At 66.7% G+C, this 19,108-nt stretch carries 13 protein-coding genes; 7 read left to right on the top strand and 6 right to left on the bottom strand.

Annotated features, from left to right (window positions below; genetic code table 11):
* Positions 1–15 precede the first annotated feature (15 nt).
* The 3 genes from ACP7D4_RS22505 to ACP7D4_RS22495 all read right to left on the bottom strand — a co-directional run bounded on the left by ACP7D4_RS22505 (position 16) and on the right by ACP7D4_RS22495 (position 8,146).
* Positions 16–3,753 (bottom strand): AAA family ATPase, encoded by a 3,738-nt coding sequence (locus tag ACP7D4_RS22505; RefSeq protein WP_426211418.1) that lies wholly within the window; start codon positions 3,751–3,753, stop codon positions 16–18.
* Positions 3,750–5,048 carry an exonuclease SbcCD subunit D C-terminal domain-containing protein gene (locus ACP7D4_RS22500; RefSeq protein WP_426107072.1) on the bottom strand — a complete coding sequence of 433 codons (1,299 nt, stop codon included), beginning with the start codon at positions 5,046–5,048 and terminating at the stop codon, positions 3,750–3,752. Before ACP7D4_RS22500 ends, ACP7D4_RS22505 begins: the two co-directional genes overlap by 4 nt.
* 74 nt (positions 5,049–5,122) lie before the next feature.
* Positions 5,123–8,146, bottom strand: a complete 3,024-nt coding sequence (locus ACP7D4_RS22495) for a PAS domain S-box protein (protein ID WP_426107073.1) — start codon at positions 8,144–8,146, stop codon at positions 5,123–5,125.
* A gap of 131 nt (positions 8,147–8,277) precedes the next feature.
* Here ACP7D4_RS22495 and ACP7D4_RS22490 point away from each other — a divergent pair, with 131 nt between their 5' ends.
* Positions 8,278–9,606, top strand: a complete 1,329-nt coding sequence (locus tag ACP7D4_RS22490) for a winged helix-turn-helix domain-containing protein (protein WP_426211417.1) — start codon at positions 8,278–8,280, stop codon at positions 9,604–9,606.
* Positions 9,603–10,574, top strand: a complete 972-nt coding sequence (locus ACP7D4_RS22485) for a DUF2804 domain-containing protein (RefSeq protein WP_426211415.1) — start codon at positions 9,603–9,605, stop codon at positions 10,572–10,574. Before ACP7D4_RS22490 ends, ACP7D4_RS22485 begins: the two co-directional genes overlap by 4 nt.
* Positions 10,575–10,592: 18 nt before the next feature.
* Here the strand turns inward: ACP7D4_RS22485 and ACP7D4_RS22480 are convergent, their stop codons facing one another.
* On the bottom strand, positions 10,593–10,751 hold the full coding sequence (locus tag ACP7D4_RS22480) for a hypothetical protein (protein ID WP_426107077.1): 159 nt from the start codon (positions 10,749–10,751) through the stop codon (positions 10,593–10,595).
* Positions 10,752–10,774: 23 nt separating this feature from the next.
* Here ACP7D4_RS22480 and ACP7D4_RS22475 point away from each other — a divergent pair, with 23 nt between their 5' ends.
* The 5 genes from ACP7D4_RS22475 (at position 10,775) to yiaA (ending at position 15,412) form a co-directional block, all read left to right on the top strand.
* Positions 10,775–11,368 carry a hypothetical protein gene (locus ACP7D4_RS22475; RefSeq protein WP_426107078.1) on the top strand — a complete coding sequence of 198 codons (594 nt, stop codon included), beginning with the start codon at positions 10,775–10,777 and terminating at the stop codon, positions 11,366–11,368.
* 188 nt (positions 11,369–11,556) lie between these two features.
* A complete protein-coding gene (locus ACP7D4_RS22470; RefSeq protein ID WP_426211413.1) occupies positions 11,557–14,127 on the top strand; it encodes a DUF349 domain-containing protein in 2,571 nt (856 codons plus the stop codon).
* Positions 14,124–14,582: a molybdenum cofactor biosynthesis protein MoaE gene (locus ACP7D4_RS22465; RefSeq protein ID WP_426211411.1), complete on the top strand. Its 459-nt coding sequence runs from the start codon at positions 14,124–14,126 to the stop codon at positions 14,580–14,582. Before ACP7D4_RS22470 ends, ACP7D4_RS22465 begins: the two co-directional genes overlap by 4 nt.
* The gene (gene crcB, locus ACP7D4_RS22460; RefSeq protein WP_426107081.1) at positions 14,567–14,953 is read left to right on the top strand and encodes a fluoride efflux transporter CrcB; all 387 of its coding nucleotides are present in this window, start codon (positions 14,567–14,569) and stop codon (positions 14,951–14,953) included. Before ACP7D4_RS22465 ends, crcB begins: the two co-directional genes overlap by 16 nt.
* 24 nt (positions 14,954–14,977) lie before the next feature.
* Positions 14,978–15,412 carry an inner membrane protein YiaA gene (gene yiaA / locus ACP7D4_RS22455; RefSeq protein WP_426107083.1) on the top strand — a complete coding sequence of 145 codons (435 nt, stop codon included), beginning with the start codon at positions 14,978–14,980 and terminating at the stop codon, positions 15,410–15,412.
* A gap of 173 nt (positions 15,413–15,585) precedes the next feature.
* Here the strand turns inward: yiaA and ACP7D4_RS22450 are convergent, their stop codons facing one another.
* Both ACP7D4_RS22450 and pepN read right to left on the bottom strand, forming a co-directional pair.
* The gene (locus tag ACP7D4_RS22450; protein ID WP_426107084.1) at positions 15,586–16,353 is read right to left on the bottom strand and encodes a DUF4184 family protein; all 768 of its coding nucleotides are present in this window, start codon (positions 16,351–16,353) and stop codon (positions 15,586–15,588) included.
* Between the two features lie 66 nt (positions 16,354–16,419).
* Positions 16,420–19,101 carry an aminopeptidase N gene (gene pepN / locus ACP7D4_RS22445; RefSeq protein WP_426211409.1) on the bottom strand — a complete coding sequence of 894 codons (2,682 nt, stop codon included), beginning with the start codon at positions 19,099–19,101 and terminating at the stop codon, positions 16,420–16,422.
* Between the last annotated feature and the right edge of the window lie 7 nt (positions 19,102–19,108).

The raw sequence follows: 19,108 nt of genomic DNA, 5'->3' as shown, positions 1-19,108 counted from the left end.
CTGCGCCCTGCGCCCTTACTGCACCGTCACGCTGCTGGTGCCCCCGCCCGCCGGCTGCACGATGATGCGGGTGGCGATGCGTTCCGTCATCTCCTGCACGTGCGAGATGACGCCGACCTTCCTGCCCATCGACTGCAAGCCGTCGAGCGCATCCATGGCCACGCGCAGCGTTTCGCTGTCCAGGCTGCCGAAGCCTTCATCGATGAACAGCGATTCAACCCGCACCCGGTTCGACGAGAGCGAGGCCAGTCCCAGCGCGAGCGCCAGCGACACCAAAAATGATTCGCCGCCCGACAGCGAATGGGCCGAGCGCACTTCGCCGCCCATGTCCTGGTCGCGCACCATCAGGCCGAGCGAAGGGCCGGACGGTGCGATGACGCGTTCGAGCCGGTAGCGCTTGGCCAGCTGGCCCAGATGGGCGTTGGCATACCCGAGCAGCACGTCGAGCGTGAACTGCTGCGCGTAATTGCGAAACTTTTTTCCGTCCGCAGAGCCGATCAGTTCGTTCATCCGGCCCCAGCGCAGCTCGACCAGTTGCTGCTTTTCGATGTCGGCCATCATGGTCTGCGCGTGTTCGCGGCGCACATTGTCTTGGGCTAGCTGCAGGCGCAAAGCCGTCGCGCCGTCCAGCGCCTCTTTGCGCCCGGCCTCCAGTGTTTGCAGCGCGGCGGCCAGCGTGTCCGCGTCGCCGGCACTGCCGGGCGGCGCCAACTGGCAGTGCAACTGGCGCTGGTTACGCCTTTCGGCCAGTACCGTCAGCGCGGTGGCGGCTGCGGCGTCGATCGCTTGCAGGGCGGCGCGTTCCCGAGCCAAGGATTCGGCGTCGAGCGCGAGCAGTGCATCGAGTTCGGCGATGCCGGGCACCGCATCGAGCAGAAGGTGGCGCTGCGAATAGGCGGCCAGCCACGCGGCCACGCGCGCGTGCGCTTCCTGTGTCTGTGCCTGCACTGCCGCCAGGCGCGCCTGCAACTGCGCCTGCGACTCGCGCGCCCGGGTGTGCGCCTGCGCGGCCAGCTGGCTCGCTGCCTGGCGCGTGGACAGTGCGGCGCGCGCGGCGCCTATTGCCCCCGCCAATTCCTGTTCCACGTCGCGCACGGCGCGCCCGTTCCACAAGGCGCCGCGCTGTGTTGTGTGGCCCAGTATGTCGGCGTCGATGCGCGCAAATTCGGCCGCGGCGGCATCGCGCAAGTGCTGCATCTGCTGCTGGCGCTGGGCGGCGCTGGACGCCTCTGCGCCCAGCGCAATAAGCGCCGTTGCGCGGCCTTCATGGTGCAAGGATTGCTCGCGCCAGCGCCTGGCATCGGCCTCGCGCCCGGCGTGAAACTGCGCCGGGCCGGCTTGCCATTGCTCGCGCCAGCCGGGCATGGCGTCAATGCCGCCATCAAGTTCTGCCAGCAAGTGCTCGGTATGGTCGCGTGCGTGGCCGCACTTTTCCTGCAACGCGCCGTGGCGGCTGACCGCTTGCGCATGCGCGCTCGCCGCGGCGACCGCGCTTTGCTGCGCGCGCGCGTGTTCGGTGGCGCTGCGGTCGCACGCTTGCTGGGCGGCGTCGCGCGCGCTGGCGGCCAGGCGCGCGGCGCGCTCCTGTACGTCCAGCGCTGTGGCAAGCGCACCGATAGCGTCCTGCTGGCGCACGAACCAGGCCTGCGGCGGCCCATCCGGCGCCAGCGCCAAGGCGTCCCACGCTGCCTGCAATTGTTCCACCGCGCCCTGCAGCGCCGCCCCGTCGCGCTGCGACGCTGCCAACTGTTGGGCGTGCCCGGTCAGCAGGGCGCCCTGGGCTGCAATGATTGAGGCATTGTCCTGAAACTGCGCGCGGCAGCGCGACACTTCGCCGCGCAAGGTCGAGAGCATCTCGTCCAGGGCCGCGTTCTGATGCTGGTAGGGGTGCTCGGCGCTGCCGCAGACGGGGCACGGCTGGCCGTCGCTCAAGGTGGCGCGCAGGTCAACAACGCGTTCGGCGCAGGCGATTTCGGCCACCTGCAGCGAGCGTTCGGACTGCGCCAGCGCTGCCGCCAGGGCCCCAGTTTGGGCTTGCGCCGTTGCCAGCGCCACCGCGGCTGCGCCATGTGCCTCGGCCAGGCTGGCGGCGTGCGCCTGCGCGCGGTCCAGGCGGGCGCGCGCCGCTGCCAGTTCGGTCCAGCGCTTTTCGGCTACGGCCAGGCTGTCGCGGCGCTCCTCGAAGCCGCTGCGCTGCGCACGCAACTGCTCGCCGTCGAAAGCTGCCAGCGCGCTGATGGCTTGCTGGCGCGCCGCTTCCAGCGTGGCCAGTTGCTTGGCGCTGGCGGCGAGCACCTTGGCAGCTTGCTGCTCGCTGCCGGCGGCCCCTTGCAGGGCTAGCGCGGCGGCATCGAGCTCGCCCGCAGTGCGTGCGTGCAGCGCGGCGGCAGTTTGCGCCTGGGTCAGCAAGGTGTCCCAGCGCGGCCACTGCTGCGACAGCGTTTGCAGGTGGGCGTGCGCGGCCAGCCAGGCTTGGCCTTGCGCATGCGCGGCGCGGGTTTGGTCCAGTTGCGCACACGTGCTCTGCACAGCGGCGTCGGCCTGCGCCAGGGCGTGGCGGGCGGTCGCGAGGTTATCGCGCGCTTTGGCGTGGGACGGGGCGAGGGCGGCGATGCTGGCGTCCAGCGCCTTGGCCTGGTCCAGCTGGGGCGCGGCCGCAATGTGCACCTGTTCGGCGTCGTGCAGCGTGCTGCCGGCGGCATGCAGCGCCACGCCGGCCTGTTCCTGGACGGCGCTTGCCGACGCCAGCTCGGCGCCGGCACTTTCGATGGCCGCTTCGATCGCGCTGCACTCGCGCGCCAGGCGCATGCTGTCGGCCTGCAGCGCGCGCGCCGGCTCCACCGCTTCGCGCGTCTGCTGGCGGCGGCGCCGTTCGCCGGCCGCCTCGCGCGCGGCGTTCGCCAGCGCGACGGCTTGTTCGGCCTGGGCTTCGCTGGCGTGCAGCTTATCGCCTTCCTGGTGCCAGCGCAGCTCCCGCTCCAGCGCGGCCTTTTGCGCGTCGGCCACGGCCAGCGCGGCGTCGGCGGCGCAGCACTGGGCTTCCAGTGCGTTGCGCACGTCGTGCGCCAGCGGCGTATGGTCGGCCAGGCGCGCGCTCAGTTGCAGCATCGCGTTTTTCTCGGCATGAAAGCGCTCGTGGGCGCGCTTTGACAGCGCGCTGTAGATCGCGCTGCCGGTCAGCGTTTCGAGCAGGGCGCCGCGTTCGTTTTCTTCGGTATTGAGGAAGGCGGAAAATTCATTTTGCGCCAGCAGCACGGCGCGCGTGAACTGGTCGAACGACAAGCCCACGCGCTCGACGATCTCTTTTAACACTTCGGTGTTGGTGCCGCCCAGCGCCGTCAGTTCGGGCAGCCGGTGCAGGCTCATGCCCACTTTTTGCAAGGCGCCGCCGGTCCTGCCGCGCGAACGGCGCACGTTCCAGCGCGCGCGGTAGCGCACGTCGTCGTTGCCCACGAAGTCAACCTCGGCGTAAGCTTCGCTCGCGCCGCGCCGCAGCAGCGTGCGCGAGTCGTGCGCGCCCACCGTCTCGCTCCCCACGTCGGGCAGATGGCTGCCGCTGCGCATCTTGGGCAGGCGCGGCGTGGCGTCGTACAGGGCCAGGCACAGCGCGTCGAGCAGGGTCGACTTGCCGGCGCCGGTCGGGCCGCTGATGGCAAACAGGCCGGCCGTGGCCAGCGGCTTTTGCTCGAAGTCGACGCAAAATTCACCGGCCAGCGAGGCCACGTTCTTGCCGCTGATTTTCAGGATCTTCATGCGGCGTCGATCGGGGCGGCGGTGTTGAGCAATTCGGCAAAGGCTTGCAACTGGTCGTCGGGCGCGTCGGCGCCGTATTTTTGCAGGTACAGGCGGCGGAAAATATCGTCCGGCTGCAGTTGCGCGAGCTGGTCGAGCGACATCGGCGCCTGGGCGGCTGCGTCGCCGTCAAGCCTGCGGGTCGGTTCGATTTTTGCCAGGCGCACGGGTTTGCTTACGAGCGCCGCTTCGATGCGCCCGCGCAGGCCAGGTTCGGGCGCCTCAAGCAGCACGCGCACCTCCAGAAAAGGCTGTTGGTGCAGCGGCAGTTCGGCCAGTTCCAGCGCCTCAAGGGCGGCCAGCGCTTCGGCCAGCGGCGCCGGCTGCGGCGGCACGCGCAGCAGTTCAACGGCGCGCGGCACCATCAGCGGCGTGACCGTGACCGCGCCGTCCAGCAGGTCCACGCGCAGTACCTGGTGCTGGTAGAGGACTTCCGCGAACGAGAGCGGCAGCGGGCTGCCGCTGTAGCGCAGGTGCTCTTTCTGGCCCACGCGCTGGGCCAGGTGCAGGTGCCCGAGCGCGGCGTAGGCAATCGCCGGGTTGAAGATCCCGGCCGGCAGCGCCTCGGTGCCGCCGATGACGATGCGCCGCTCCGATTCGAGCGAGGCTGTGCCGTCGACCATATGGCAGTGGCCCATGGCGACGATGGCCTGGCCGTCGCTGCGGCGCGCGCTAGCCAGCGCAAAGGCTTGTGCGTACAACAGACTGATGCCGGCCAGGTAGGGGTCCGTTGAGACAGGGCCGGTGCTCGCCGCCTCGCCATCTTCGCCATCCTGGCCATCCTCGTCTTCCTCCACTTCAGGGCGCGGCACGTCGCCCGGGCGCAGGAAGGGAATGGCGAGGCACCAGGCCCTTACCGCGCCGGTCTTGTCGTGCAAGGGGATCAGATGGCGCTCCAGGTCGATGCTGCCGTCGGCCAGGCGCAGCACGTGGCCCACCACGCTGGTGCCGTGCGCCTCGAGCAGCGGGCCGGGCGCTTCGAGGCGGCCGGGCGAGTCGTGGTTGCCGGCGATGACGACGATGTCGAGCAAGGGCGAACGCGCGCGCGCCTGCTGCAGGAAGCGATACAGCTGCTTTTGCGCCGCCGCCGACGGATTGGCCGTGTCGAACACGTCGCCGGCGATCAGCAGCGCGTCGATGTCGTGGGCGACGATGGTGTCGAGCAGCCAGTCGAGAAAGCACTGGTGTTCGTAGGTACGCTCGTAATTGTGCAGGGTCTGGCCGAGATGCCAGTCGGAAGTGTGAAGCAGCCGCATGAGTGGATGTGAGTGAAACGCCAGCATCTACTATAGCGTATCTGGTGCTCTCGGGCAGATCTCGGGCAGCGCGCTCAGGCAGCGCTGCGGTAAGTGTTGCGTCCGGCTTCCTTGGCCTGGTACAGCAGCCGGTCGGCCTGCCTGATCAGCGCGTCAGGGTCGATGTCTTCGTCGCGGTAAAAGACCAGGCCAATACTTGCTGAGACGCTCACCGTCACGCCGTCGAGCTCGAACGGAGCTTGCATGGCGGAAACGACCTTGTCGGCCAGGATTGCCGCGTCCTCGCGTCGGCCGAGTTTTTCGGTAATGATGGTAAATTCGTCGCCGCCGATGCGCGCGATCACGTCGCTGGCGCGCAGCGTTTGCAGCAGGCGCGCCGAAAATGCTTTCAGCAGGCCGTCGCCCACGTGGTGGCCATACGTGTCGTTGACCGGCTTGAAGTGGTCGATGTCCATGTACATGAGCGCCATCAGACGCTTGTCGGCGGCGCTGGCGCGCATCGCGCCGGCCAGCTTGTGCAGAAAGCCCGCGCGGTTGGCCAGGCCGGTCAGCTGGTCGACCTGCGCCAGTTTCAGCAGCCGATTTTTCTCGCGCTGCTGGCTGGTGGTATCGTGCCGCATGACGTGAAAGCCGACCACGCTGCGCCCGTCCTCGCCGTACTGGGGAATGTACGTCACTTCCAGTGTGCGCTCCAGGCCGTCCACGCCGTCGTGCTCTTCGAAGGTCAGGGTTTCGCCAGCCAGCGCGCGCCGCACGTAAGGCGCCAGCACGGCGTAGCGTTCCGGCCCCACCGTGGCCAGCACCGACATGCCCAGCACCTCGATGCCGTTGCGCCCGAACTCGCGATCGTAGGCGCGGTTGTGGAAGCGGTAAATTTCGGACGCATCGAGGTAGGCGACCATGGTCGGCAGCGTGTCGGCGATGGTGCGCAGGCGCGCCTCGCTTTCGCGCAGCGCCATTTCGGCCTCGCGCAGGGTGGTGATGTCGTCGATGGTGCCGATAAAGCCGGTGATTCTGCCGTCGATGCGAATGGCGGCAGTCTTGGTCGAGGCCCAGATCATTTTGCCGTCGCGCCGGCGCACGTGCGAGACCTGCACGTACGGCTCTTCATGGTCGCGCTGGTGCTCGAACACAAGGCGCATGTAGGCGGCGCGGTCCACCACCAGGGCGTCGAGCCAGCCCAGGCCGAGCGACTCTTCGCGCGTGAGGCCCGTGATGGTTTCAAAGCGCCGGTTGACGTAGGTGCAGTTGCCGCGCACGTCGGCCCGGATCAGCCCCAGCGGCGAGGCGTTGGTGACGGCGGCCAGGTGCGCTTCGCCGGCGCGCAGGCTTTGCTGCTGCGCGCGTTTTTGCGTCACGTCTTCGGCGATGTAGAGAATGAATTCCATCTTGCCGTGGTCGTCGAACAGCGGCACCGTGAGCGAGCGCAGGTAGCGCGCGCTGCCGTCGGGCGCGGGCAGCGGCCTTTCGGGCAGGTCGAGCACCATGGGGCGCGCCAGCATGGCCTGGTCTTCGGCCGGATTGTAAAAGGCGAAACCGGGCGGGAAGACGGCGCCGTCGCGCGCGCCGAGCACGTCGGCGGCGGCGAAACCGGTGGCCGCTTCGGCCGCCTTGTTCCAGACCATCATCGTCCCCTTGCTCGCTTCGCGCACGCTTTTCACGGCCACCAGCAGCGGCAAGTGGTCGATCAGCGACTGCAGGAAGCTGCGGCTGTTGTGGATCTCGATCTCGCTGCGCTTGCGCGCGCTGATGTCGCGCGAGGTGACGGCCACGCCGGTGTCGAGCGGCACAATCTGATGGTGGATCCAGCGCGGCGCGTCGTCGTCCAGGCGCACTTCGACTTCTTCCTCGACCGGCCTGCCTTCGCGGTAGACCTGGACGTAGCGCGCGAAAAAGCCGGTCTGGCGATAGCGCGGCAGCAGCGCGAATGCCTTTTGTCCGAGCAGCGCGGCGCGCGACTGGCCGAACAACGCGGCGCCGCGCTCGTTGATGTGCTCGATGACGAAGTCTTGCACCTCGCGCGCGCCCGGCGGCCAGGCCGCCAGGATCAGCAAGCCGTCCAGGCTGCCGTCGGAGGCGGCCCGCAGCGTGGCCTGGGCGCGGCGCGCGGCGCGCACGGCGGTGCGCAACTGGGCGCTCTGGCGCATCAGGATGGCGACAATGACGGCAATGAGCAAGCTGGCGCCGAGCGCAATGTGCAGGTACCGGGTGTGATGGCGTTCGAACGCGGCCATGGCCACGCCGGTCTCGATGCCGACCACGGCCGACAGATTGTAGCGCGGCACCGGGCTCTGGCTGTAGATGCGCGGCGTGGCGTCGAGGGCGTCGAGCGGGGCCAGGGGAACGATTTCCTCGGACGAGGCGCCCGGCGCGCGCTGCGGCGCGAACGCCAGGCTGCTGCTGACAAACAGGCGCTCGCCGGTGCGTCCGGCCGACAGCGCTTTCGCTTTACCCCGGGTCGTCAGGATCAGTGCGCCGTTTTCGCCCACGTTCAGGCGGTCGTAGTCATCCACGAACAGATACGGGTCGATCATGATGATGACGGCGCCGGCAAATGCGCCTTCCGGCCCGGCCAGGGCGCGCACCACGCGCAGCTGCCACTTGCCGCTGGCCTGGTCGACGATCGGGGTTGACAGCAGCGTTGGCGCCGAGCCGTTGTTGGCCAGCGCGCTGAAGAACGCTTCGTCGGCCACGCTTCCGGGCGCAAAGCCATTAAGCGTGTCGATGGTCTGGCCGTCGCGATTGATGACGGCCATCGGCAGGTCGAGCCGCACCGGCAGCACCGAGTCGAGCAGGCCGCCGCGCACGGCGAACGTGGCCAGGCTGTACTGGCCGCCGGTTTCCAGGTACTTGAGCCCGAACAGCTGGGTTGCATGGCCGCTCTGGCGCAGGATGTGGCTAACGTGTTCGGCCAGCACGCGCGAGAGCGCCTGGCTGTGGGCGACCGCCTCGCCGTGGCTGGCCTGGCGTTCGAGTGAACTTTGGTACAGCACGCCGACCCACATCGCAACGGTCAGCGCGAGGGCAAAGGCGGGCAGCAGCGCCACCCGGAACAGGCGCCGTGCCGATTTGCGGAGGATGCTCGCCGAGGTAATCAAAGAATCCTAAAGTGAAAGTAGATGACGGTAGATGTTACTTTTGAGCTATTTTGCGCGAAAAATCGCTTTCCCGCTCGCCTGGCGGTAAATATAGGTCCATTCCGGAGCCGCTTCATGATTAAAATGCCCACATGACCGAACTGACACTCACCTTGGCCGGCGCGCGCGCCCTGCATCTGGCCGCGCAGGGCATGCTGGTTCCGCCCCGGCGCAAGGCGGGCAAGGCGGACGTGCTGGACGCAATCCGGCGCATGGGCGTGCTGCAGATCGATACCATCAGCGTAGTGGCGCGCAGTCCCTACCTGGTGCTGTGGAGCCGGCTGGGCGACTACGACATGGAGTGGCTGGACCAGCACCTGGCCGAAGGCTCGCTGTTTGAATACTGGGCCCATGAGGCCTGCTTCGTGCCGATCGAGGATTACGCCCTGCTGCGCCACCGCATGCTGGACCCGGCGGCGATGGGCTGGAAGTATGCCCAGTCCTGGCTGCGCGACAATGGCGCGGCCGTGGCCGGGGTGCTGGCCCACATCCGCGTCAACGGGCCGACCCGTTCGTCGGACTTCGAACGCAGCGACGGCCGGGCCGGCGGATGGTGGGAGTGGAAGCCGGAAAAACGCGCGCTGGAAGTATTGTTTACCTCGGGCGCGCTGATGATCGCGCGGCGCCACAATTTTCAGCGCATCTACGACCTGGCCGAACGGGTGCATCCATCCTGGCACGACGAGCGCCTGCCAAGCATCACCGACGCTCGGCGCGAGCTGGCCCTGAACGCCGTGCGGGCGCTGGGCTTGTGCAAGGCCGGCTGGGTGGCCGACTACTACCGCACCAAAAGGCCGCACGCCGACCTCGATGCGCTGGTCGAGCGCGGCGCGCTGCTGCGCGCCAGCGTGCAGGGCTGGATTGAGCCGGTCTACATCCACGCCAGTTTGCGCGCACTGGCCGAACGGGCCGCCGCCGGCGCCTTGAAGCCGAGCGTGACGACGCTGCTGTCGCCCTTCGACCCCATCGTCTGGGACCGGCGGCGCGCGCTCGAACTGTTCGACTTCGACTACCGGCTCGAATGTTATACGCCGGCCGCCAAGCGGCGCTACGGCTACTTCACGCTGCCCATTTTGCGCCGCGGCGTTCTGGTGGGCCGGGTGGACGCCAAGGCGCACCGGCGCGACGGCGTGTTCGAAGTCAAGTCGCTCGAACTGGAGGCGGGCGTGCGCGTGAGCGAGCGTTTTTGCCGGGACGTGGCGCAGGCGCTGCTGCGCTGCGCGCGCTGGCATGCGTGCCCGCAGGTGCGCGTTACGCGCACGGTGCCGGCGTCGTTGGCCGCGCCGCTGGGCGCCGCGCTGGGTTGCGATCCGGATTGCGATCCGGGTTTCGATCCGGGTCTCGATCCGGGTCTCGATCCGGGTCTCGATCCGGGTCTGGATCCGGGTCTGGATCTACGCTGCACGCCCTGCGATCCATGACGCTGCCCGCCGCGCCGCGCAGCATCGTCGGCCCTGACGGCCAGGTCGCGCTGGGCCGCTTTTGCGGCCTGGCCGAAGGCATCGACTGGCGCGCGCTGGCCCCGCCTTACCGGCGCAGCGCCTGGTGGCGCCGCTTTCACCACAAACGCTGGCACTACGTGGCGCTGGCCTGCGAGGACGTATTTTGCGCAGTCGCCATTGTCGACCTGGGCTGGACCAGTACCGCGTTTGCCTACGTGTTCGAGCGCCGCGCGCGCCAGCTGATCGCCTCGTTCGCGCAGGACGGCCTGCCGGGCCTGTCGGCGCGCTTGGCCGATCACGGCGCTGGCGCCAGCCGCTTTCGCTTTCTGGCCAGCCAGATCGACATCGGGCCCGATGCGCTGACGCTGCGCTGCGCCGGGTTCGAGGTCGACGCACTCTTTCATGGCGGCGCGCCGCACCTGCTGGCCGTGGGCACGGTGGCCGGCGGCTCGGTGCACGCCACCCAAAAGTCGGCCGGCATGGCGCTGACGGGGGAGGCGAGGGTGGGTGGACGGCGCATCGCGCTGGACGGCGGCGTAGCCAGTGTCGACTATTCGAACGGCTTGCTGGCGCGCGAAACCGACTGGCGCTGGGCCTGCGCGCACAGTCGCACGCTGGGCTTCAATTTGCAGGCCGGCTACTTCGGGGCCAATGAAAACGCGCTGTGGCTGGGCGGCGCGCTGATCCCGCTCGGCGCGGCCCGGTTCGCTTTTGACGCTGCCGATCCAATGGCGCCTTGGCGCATCCACACCGACTGCGGCTTGCTCAATTTGCAATTCACGCCCGAAGGGTTGCGTCGGGACGACAAGAACCTATTGATCGCGGCCAGCAAATATGTGCAGCCGATCGGCACTTTCAGCGGCTGGGTAAAAGCCGATGCAAAGGGGCCCGCCATTGCGGTCGAGGCACTGCTCGGGGTGACGGAAGAGCACCGGTCGCGCTGGTAGAAAAGAACGCCCGCTCGGTTAAGGCTTGCGATATATCAAACCGGCTTTGTCGGTCTTCTTTACACTAGCTTCTCCGGGCTGATGAAAAAGTTCATAAAGAACAACCTCAAGCCCGTCCAAAACCAACGACTCCAGCCAGGCCCACTGTGCATCCCCGTACAAGTGGCGCTTGCGCATGGAGCACTTTCTGAGGAGAGAGTATGTTAACGGCGACATATACCCTGGTGGCACTATCGGTCGAACAGGCCAACGTGCGAGTCAGCTTGCAATCCCTGCAAAAGCAACTTGAAACCAATTTTGTTCACCAGAGCGCGCTGACACCAGGCCAGGTCAGCTACGCATGCGATGTCGTCCAGCGTTTGTACGAAAGCTGCCATTGGCGCAAGCTGGACATGTTTCTGATCCCGGCGATCCGCAGCGCTACCGCCGAAGCCGACGAATTGCTGCACAGCCTTGAGGAACTGGGTCGTGCCGCCGCCGACGCCGTGGGCCTGCTGGCCATCAAGCTTGGTTCGACCGCCGTCGACAGCAGTGGCAAGGTGGCCCAGTTTTGCGACGCCATCGAGTCGTTCAGCATGGCCACGCTCAAGCGCCTGGAACTGGAAGAAAAAAAGTTGTTTCCCGTGGCGCGGTCCGTTATTTCCGGTGAAGCCTGGTTCTCGATCGCCAACCAGATGCTGGCGCACGACGCTTATGTGCAGGAGTCGCGCCCCATGCGCGCCGTGACGGCGGCCCAGGAATTGCCGCATGAGCAGGGGCGCCAACAGCGCCTTGCCGCCAATCTCGTGCATTGATCTCGTGCCTTGATCTCGTGCCTTGATCTCGTGCCTTGATCTCGTGCCATGATCTGCCCCTGGATTGGTAGCGCGATTCAATACCACGGGAATCATCGATCGGTCTGACCGGGCGGCAATGCAGGCAATCGCCCGCTTTGGCGGCGGTTCTTGCTATGATGACGGTTTTGAATGGTTGATCACACGTCATGTTCGAATTCCTTTTCAAGCGACCGGGCGACAAGCCCGGAGACAAGCCGGGTGACAACGCCGCCGCACAGCCAACGCAAGCCGAGCAGAACGCGAGCGCCAAACAGGCGGCGAGCGCATCGTCGCGCGAGCTGCAAGCCCAGAAAATGGCCGGGCTGCGCGGAGACGAAGTAGGCACCGCCGAGTTCATTTTGCAGTGCGAATATTCGGAACTGCGCCTGACCGCGGCCGAACAGATTACGTCGCGCCACCAGCTCGAGCGCGTGTACGCCGCCATCCGCAATACCGACCGTCGCGTGGCCAAGCTGATGCAGTCGCGCCTGGACGCGATGCGCCACCACGACGCCGAACTGCAGCGTGGGCAACTGTGCATCGAGCAGGCCGACGCTCTGCTGCGCGAAGAAAAGCTGACCGCCAACCAGGTTGCCGACCTGGACCGCAAATGGTCCGTCGTTGCCGCGCCCGAACTGACGCCGCGTTTTGACGTCTTGCGCGCGCAATTGGCCGCGCGCCTGGAAGCGCAGGTGCAGCTGCAGCGCGCCATGATCGACCGCCTGGGCCAGGTGCGCAAACTGCCGAACAGCGCTCTGCCGGCGAGCGAGATCGCCGAGCGGCTGCACCAGATGGCGCGAGACCAGCAAAGCGCGCTCGCAGCGCCCGAACACGCCTCGCTGCCGCGCAGCCTGACCAATGAATTTGCCACGGAACACGCGCGCGTGGCCGCCATGCTGAGTCATATCGAGCAGGACCAGGCGGCGCTCGCCAAGCGCGACGCGCTGCTGGCCGAGTGGCGCGGCGTGGCGCCCGATACGCTCAACGCCGAGCTCCTGAACAAGGCTTGGCGCCAACTGCCGCCCGCGCCCGAACCGGAAGCTGCGCAATTGCGCCAGCGTTTCGACGAACTGCTGGCCACGATCCCGGTGACGGTGGCCCCGGCCCCGGCGCCGGCCCCGGGGCCGCGCAAGGGTGGCCCGGCGCCGGCCCCCGACCAGCATTTCATGGACGTGCTCGAAGCCATGGAAGCGGCGCTGCAGCATGGTTCGCTGGGCGCGGCGGCCGACTTTGACAAAGGCCTGAAGGACAGCAAGGACGGCAAGGCCATGCGCCTGACGCCGGCCCTGTCCGAGCGGCTGGCGCATGCGCGCGCCGAACTGAAGCGATTGTCGGACTGGGCGCGCTGGGGCGGCAATGTCTCGCGCGAAGAACTGATCAAGGCGGTCGAACAATTGAGCACGCAATCGCTGGCCATGAGCGAACTGGCCAAAAAGGTGGGCAGCATGCGCGACCGCTGGAAAGCGCTCGACACCCTGTCCGGCCCCGCGCCCAAAACCTTGTGGGAGCGCTTTGACGCGGCCTGTTCGGCTGCCTACGCGCCCGCCGCCGCCCACTTCAAGCATTTGGCCGACGAGCGCCACACCAACGCCGCCAAAGCCGAGGCCTTGATCGCGGAAGCGGCGGCCGAAACGGCGCGTCTGGCCAGCGGCGAATCGGTCGACTGGAAGCACATGGCCGTCACGGTGCAGCGCATGCGCCTGGCGTGGAGCCACCTGGGCGCGATCGACCGCAAGGACAAAAAACGGCTCGACCAGGCCTTTGCCGATGCGCTCAACGTGCTGCAAGGCCCGCTCGAAGAACAGCGCAAGGGCGAAGTGGCCGAGCGCGAGGCGATGATCGCCGAAGTGGCAGCCTTGAACCCGAACGAACGGCACGCGCTCGACGCGCTCAAGGCGCTGCAGGAGCGCTGGCAGGAGCATGCGCGCGCGCTGCCGCTCGAACGCAAGACCGAGCAGGCGCTGTGGCAGCGTTTTCGCGCCGCCTGCGACGCCGCTTTTGCCAAACGCAAGGAAACCGCGCACGCGGCCGACGCCGAACGGCGCGGCCACCAGGAAGCCAAGGAGGCCATCAGCGCCGGCCTGGAACAGGCGGCCGCGGCCACCGACACCGACGCTGCGAGCGCCGGCAAGCTGCTGCGCGAAGCGGCGGCGCAGTGGCACGCGATCGGCCCGGTCCCGCGCGCCAATGAAGCCAAGGTCGACAAGCGCTATCACGCGGCGGTGGCGGCGTTGCAGCACCATGTCGACGTCGCCCGGCGCAATGCCGGCAAGGCGCAGGCCACGGCGCTGCGCGACAAGCTGCGCCTGTGCCAGGAGCTCGAGTCGACGCTGGCGGACGGCGCCGCCGATCCGGCATCGGTCGACTGGGCGGCGCGCTGGGCCGCGCTGCCTGCAGTGGGGGCCGAGTACGAGCGCGCGCTCAAGGGACGGCTCGACGCGGCCCTGAGTGCGCCGCGCGCGGCGTACGCCGCCACGCTCGAGCAAAACCGCGCCCGGTTGCTGCACGAAGTGCTGCGCCTTGAAATTGCGGCCGGCATCGACAGCGGCAGCGAGTTCGCGCGCGAGCGCCTCAAGCTGCAGGTCGAGACGCTGCAATCGTCGCTCAAGTCGGGCCACAAGCCGGCCAGCGCGACCACCCAGTTCCAGCAACTGTGCGTTCTGCCGGCGCTGGCCGACGAACGCACCGCCGCGCGCATCGAGCACCTGTTCGCCCGTATCGCGAAAGACGGCAAGTGAGCACCGTGCGCGTCCAGGCGCAAGACTTCGACCTTTCCGCCGAAGTGGCCGCCCTGCGCAGCGGCGACGCGGGCGTTGGCGCCATCGTCAGTTTTGTCGGCACCGTGCGCGACATGAACGACGGCGCCGGCGTGGCCGAAATGGAGCTCGAACACTATGCCGGCATGACCGAGCAGTCGATTGAAAAAATCATCGACCAGGCCAGGGCGCGCTGGCCGCTGTTGGGCGCGCGCGTGATCCACCGCGTCGGCCCTTTAAAGCCGATGGAGCAGATCGTGCTGGTGGCGTGCAGCGCGGCGCATCGGGGCGAAGCATTTGCGGCCTGCGAATTTATCATCGACTACCTCAAGACCGAGGCCCCATTCTGGAAAAAGGAACAAACGAGCGAGGGCGCGCGCTGGGTGGACGCGCGCGCGACCGACGACGCCGCACTGGAAAAATGGGCGGCGCGCTAAGTTTCGCCGCCGTCGGCCTGGGCGCCGCCATCGGCGCCTGGCTGCGCTGGGCGCTGGCCCTGTGGCTGGCGGGTGCGCACGACAAGGTGCAGGCCGGGACGCTGGCGGCCAACCTGGCCGGCGGCTACCTGATCGGCATCGCACTGGGTTTTTTTGCCGGCTACCCGCACCTGTCGCCGGAATGGCGCCTGTTTGCCGTCACCGGCTTTCTGGGCGGGCTGACGACGTTCTCCACCTTTTCCGGCGAAGCGATGACGCTGCTGCAGCGCGGCGACTACGCCTGGGCGCTGGCGCACAGCGCGCTGCACCTGATCGGATCGATTTTTTGTTGTATCGCCGGGTATGCCACCTGGCGCGCATTGTCAGCGTAAGTCCCAACCACCCAGGAGAACTGCATGTCCACTCACATATCCCCACGTCCTACCGCGGCATTCGTCGGCGCTTCGTGGCTCGCGCTGCTGGTCGGTACCACGACCTACATGATCGGCCTGTGGAACGCCCAGATGCTGCTCAACGAGAAGGGCTACTACTTCACGCTGCTGATGTACGGCCTGTTCGCGTCGGTGTCGCTGCAAAAGTCGGTGCGCGACCGGCTCGAAGGCGTGAACGTCACGAACATTTATTTCGGGCTGTGCTGGATCTCGCTGATGCTGGCGGTCCTGCTGTTGACGGTGGGCTTGTGGAACGCCACGCTGGCCGCGAGCGAAAAAGGGTTTTATGCGATGTCGTTCCTGCTTAGCCTGTTCGCATCGGTGGCCGTACAAAAGAACGTGCGCGACAACGCCCAGGCCGACCTCACGTCGCCACCGGCCGCTTACAGCAAGGAATAGGGCGCGCATAGCGGGAACTCGCCTCCCGCGTGGAAAGCCGGCCTGCGCCGCCACGTTCCGTTCTGGCACACGGCGCAGCTTACACATCGGGCAAGCGCGGGCAAGCGCGGGCAAGCGCGGGCAAGCGCGGGCAAGCGCGGGCAAGCGCGGGCAAGCGCGGGCAAGCGCTTTGTTCAGCGCTTCATCGGCGCTCTGCCCATTTTCCAGGCGACGCACAGACATACTGTCGCAAGGGCTGCACAAGCCATGCCGGTAACAACGAAATTGAAGAGGCCATGCTCCACGCTGACGGCACTGCGAAGCAGCACGCCAGTCGTACCGCCGGCCGCAGCGGCAGCGCCCACAGCGGCGAGCGACAGAAAGCGCTGCCTCGTGCTCAAGTGCGCTCGATGCACACCATCGGGTGCGGTTCGTCTACACCATGCAACAATATAGCTTGCGATAACGATCAATCCCAGCAGGTTGCTCACCTGCTGCAACACCTTGAAAAGCGCAATGTCATGCCCGCCCACGGTAATAAAGGAGCGGAACAGGCTGAAGCGATGGACGATCGGGGTATCGGCGTGCGTAAACGCGTCCCAGAAAATATGCGACGCGGCGCCGATTATCAGCGATATCAGCACGATCCGGACAGCGCGCGCACTGTACCATGGCGTTGGCACTTGCTGCTCCATGCGCGAACTCAACGCTTGCGGAAGCCATGCCAGCAGGGGCTCCCTCATAAGCGCGTAATAGATTGCCAGGACAGCAGCGCCCGCAGGGACGCAATAGATGAGGATGCCAGGCACACTATGGCTGAACTTGCCAGTGACGCCCAGTGAGCAAAAATAGACAAAATCGGGCGCCATGCTGCCGATGACCAATCCCGGCAAGGAGGTCAGGCGCCCGGCGTGGCGATGCAGCGGGATCACGAGCGCCGGGTGGCACAATGTAAACGGCATCCGTCTCTTTCGTTTAGCACAAGTAAATTGGCGCACCCCCGGCCAAGAGCGCGCGCCACTGCAGCGTCAACGCACCGTCATCGCCTTCTTGATGGCCACGCAGCGCACTTCATGCTCATGCGTGTCCTTCAGCGCGCGCATGATCCCGGCCGACAGGTTTTTGTTCTGCGCGATGACCTTGTCCAGCCGCGCCACGTTGGCTGCGGTGCAGTTGGCCGGGATCATCGAGCCGCCGTAGGAACGCATGAAGACCGGATCGGCCGCCTTGTCGATCGCCGGCAGTTTGGCCAGGCGCTGTTCGGCGCTCGCTTCGGCCAGCGCCGCCTGCTCGACCGGGTACATGCTGCCCATCGCCGCGCGCAGGCGCGGGAATGGCGTGCTGGTCTTCACGTCCTCGATCTTGGCCAGCCATTCGGCCTTGACGGCAGCGTCGGGCCGCATCACGCTCGCCCGCAGCGCGGCCGTTTGCCCGCTGTCGGACTTGTCGCGCGCAAGTTCGGCCGGGATCAGCGCGGCGCTGTTCGGATAGTCGTAACGGTTCAGCGTCGTGATCAGGCTCCAGCGCAGGTCCTGGTTCAGCGGCATGCCTTGGATGACGGTTTCGCCCGACAGGATCGAGGCCAGCTTGTCCAGGCCCGCCTTGTCGGTGGCGACATCCTGGTACAGGCGGAACCAGCGGCGCGCAAAATCGAGGTTGCCGCTGTTTTCTTCGATGCCCTTCCATGCAATCTGCTGCAATTGGGTCATGGTCTTGGCCGCGTAGGCGGCCGGCGCGGGCATCGCTTTCAGGTAGTAGGCGCCGTTCGAGATGCGTCCGATCGCTTCGCCCAGCAAGGTGTAGTCCTTCTCGGCGCCGACGTTGTCCATCGCCGTCTGCATGAAGTCATTGAGCGGATACTTGGCGGCCCGCACGCCGTCCCACAGGCTTTGCCACAGCATGGTGCGCAGCAGCGTGTCGTCCACCTTGCCCAGCACCTTGCCGGCGGTGGCAAACGAGGCAGCGTCCAGCTCGACCATCGCAAAACCCCAGTCTTCGTAGTTCGGATACACCAGGTCAGGGCAGGCGCCGCCGATTAGTGCCTTGATCGGCGTGCTGGCGCCCTTGTAGGTCACCGGGACTTTCTTGTCGAGGACCAGTTTGCCGTTTTTCATGGCGAACGTGGCCACCTGCACGCGCTGCTCGCGCAGGGTAGCAGGCTTGCCGGCGCCGGCCGGCAACTGGCGCAGATTGAAGCTGGCGATCTTGCCGCCGCTGCACGTGAAGTCGGCCGCGATCGTGTTCACCCCTTCGGTGTAAAGCCATTGCTGCTTCCATGGCCCCAGGTCGCGCCCGGCCGCCTTGCCCAGTTCACCGATAAAGTCGTCCAGCTTCGCGTTTTTGAACTGGTACTTGACCAGGTAGTTGTGCACGCCCTTGCGGAACGCTTCCTCGCCCAGCAAATGGCGCAGCTGCTTGAGCGTGGAGGCGCCTTTCGAATAGGTGATCGCATCGATATTGTCGAACGCGTTGGCCGTGGACGGCACCGCCACTTCGATCGGATGGCTGGACGGCCCGGTATCTTGCACGTACGCGCTTTGCTTGTCGCTGATATAGAACGACTGCCAGGCGTTCTTGAATTCGGTCGACTCGCCCAGCGCCAGCGTGGCCATGAAGGACGCGAAGCTTTCGTTCAGCCACAGGCCGTTCCACCAGTCCATGGTAACCAGGTCGCCGAACCACTGGTGCGCCATTTCATGCAGGATCACTTCGGCCAGTTTCTCGCGCTCGCCGCTGGTCATCGCGCTCTTGTAGACGAAGCCGCGTTCGGCAAAGGTGATGGCGCCCGCGTTTTCCATCGCGCCATACAAAAAGTCGGGCACGAGGATGGTGTCGTATTTTTCAAAGGCGTACGGCACGCCGAAGTAGCCGTCAAAGTAAGCCAGGCCCGCCTTGGTGTACTTGAACCAGACGTCGGCCGGTATCTGCCCGGCCAGCGACTGGCGCGCGAACAGGCGCATCGGGTATGTGCCGCTGTTGTCTTCCCAGACCTTGTAGGGTCCGGCGTGCAGCGAGAAGTTATACGAGCTCAGTTTTTTGGTGGCCGGGAAGGTCCACCGGCGCGTGGCGCCCTGGTCGTCGATTTTGGTTTCGCGCTTGGTCGAGATGACGGTCCAGTCGGCGGGCGCGGTTACCGTCAGCGCGTAAGTTGCTTTCAGGTTGGGCTGGTCGAATAGCGCGAACATCTGGTTGGCGGCCGCCGGTTCAAAATGCGAGTAGGTATAGACCTTGCCGTCGAGCGGGTCTTGCATGCGGTGCAAGCCTTCGCCATTGGTGCTGTGCGATCGGGTGTAGGTGACGGAGACGGTGTTGCGCCCGGCGACCAGGTCCTTGGCGGCGACGGTGATGAACCAGTTGTTGTACTGTGGCGTGACGGCCTTGCCGTTAACGGTCAGCGCGCTGATCGTGCCCTTGTTCAGGTCTATCGTCAGCGGCGCCGACGCGTCCTTCAAGTCGAACGCGATGGTGCTGGTGCCGCCGAAGGTTTCCTTGCCGGTCAGCTCAAAGGCCAGCGTGTAGGCCACGTTCGACACGCGCGCGGAGCGCTTCATTGCTTCTTCGCGCGTGAGGTAGGCGTTTTCGGCGCGCGGGGCGGCGGCGGCGGCAATTTTGGCAGCCGGGGCGGCAGCCGCCGGCGCAACTGCGGCGAGCGCAAACAGTGAGCCAACGATGGCGGCGAGGGTCAATACGCGTGGAACGGGACGGCTCATGGAGGCT

Origin of the sequence: Massilia sp. TWP1-3-3, from assembly GCF_049897805.1 — a bacterium.
GTDB lineage: Bacteria > Pseudomonadota > Gammaproteobacteria > Burkholderiales > Burkholderiaceae_D > Telluria_A.
The sequence above is the reverse complement of the archived record's forward strand: the minus strand, read 5'-3'. Positions and strand labels throughout refer to the sequence as shown.

What these genes read in the sequence shown, in the direction of transcription:
- ACP7D4_RS22475 (WP_426107078.1), top strand. Translation starts at nt 10,775, where the DNA reads ATGTTAACGGCGACATATACCCTGGTGGCACTATCGGTCGAACAGGCC.
- ACP7D4_RS22450 (WP_426107084.1), bottom strand. Translation starts at nt 16,353, where the DNA reads ATGCCGTTTACATTGTGCCACCCGGCGCTCGTGATCCCGCTGCATCGC.
- ACP7D4_RS22505 (WP_426211418.1), bottom strand. Translation starts at nt 3,753, where the DNA reads ATGAAGATCCTGAAAATCAGCGGCAAGAACGTGGCCTCGCTGGCCGGT.
- yiaA (WP_426107083.1), top strand. Translation starts at nt 14,978, where the DNA reads ATGTCCACTCACATATCCCCACGTCCTACCGCGGCATTCGTCGGCGCT.
- crcB (WP_426107081.1), top strand. Translation starts at nt 14,567, where the DNA reads ATGGGCGGCGCGCTAAGTTTCGCCGCCGTCGGCCTGGGCGCCGCCATC.
- ACP7D4_RS22470 (WP_426211413.1), top strand. Translation starts at nt 11,557, where the DNA reads ATGTTCGAATTCCTTTTCAAGCGACCGGGCGACAAGCCCGGAGACAAG.
- ACP7D4_RS22485 (WP_426211415.1), top strand. Translation starts at nt 9,603, where the DNA reads ATGACGCTGCCCGCCGCGCCGCGCAGCATCGTCGGCCCTGACGGCCAG.
- pepN (WP_426211409.1), bottom strand. Translation starts at nt 19,101, where the DNA reads ATGAGCCGTCCCGTTCCACGCGTATTGACCCTCGCCGCCATCGTTGGC.
- ACP7D4_RS22490 (WP_426211417.1), top strand. Translation starts at nt 8,278, where the DNA reads ATGACCGAACTGACACTCACCTTGGCCGGCGCGCGCGCCCTGCATCTG.
- ACP7D4_RS22480 (WP_426107077.1), bottom strand. Translation starts at nt 10,751, where the DNA reads ATGCGCAAGCGCCACTTGTACGGGGATGCACAGTGGGCCTGGCTGGAG.
- ACP7D4_RS22500 (WP_426107072.1), bottom strand. Translation starts at nt 5,048, where the DNA reads ATGCGGCTGCTTCACACTTCCGACTGGCATCTCGGCCAGACCCTGCAC.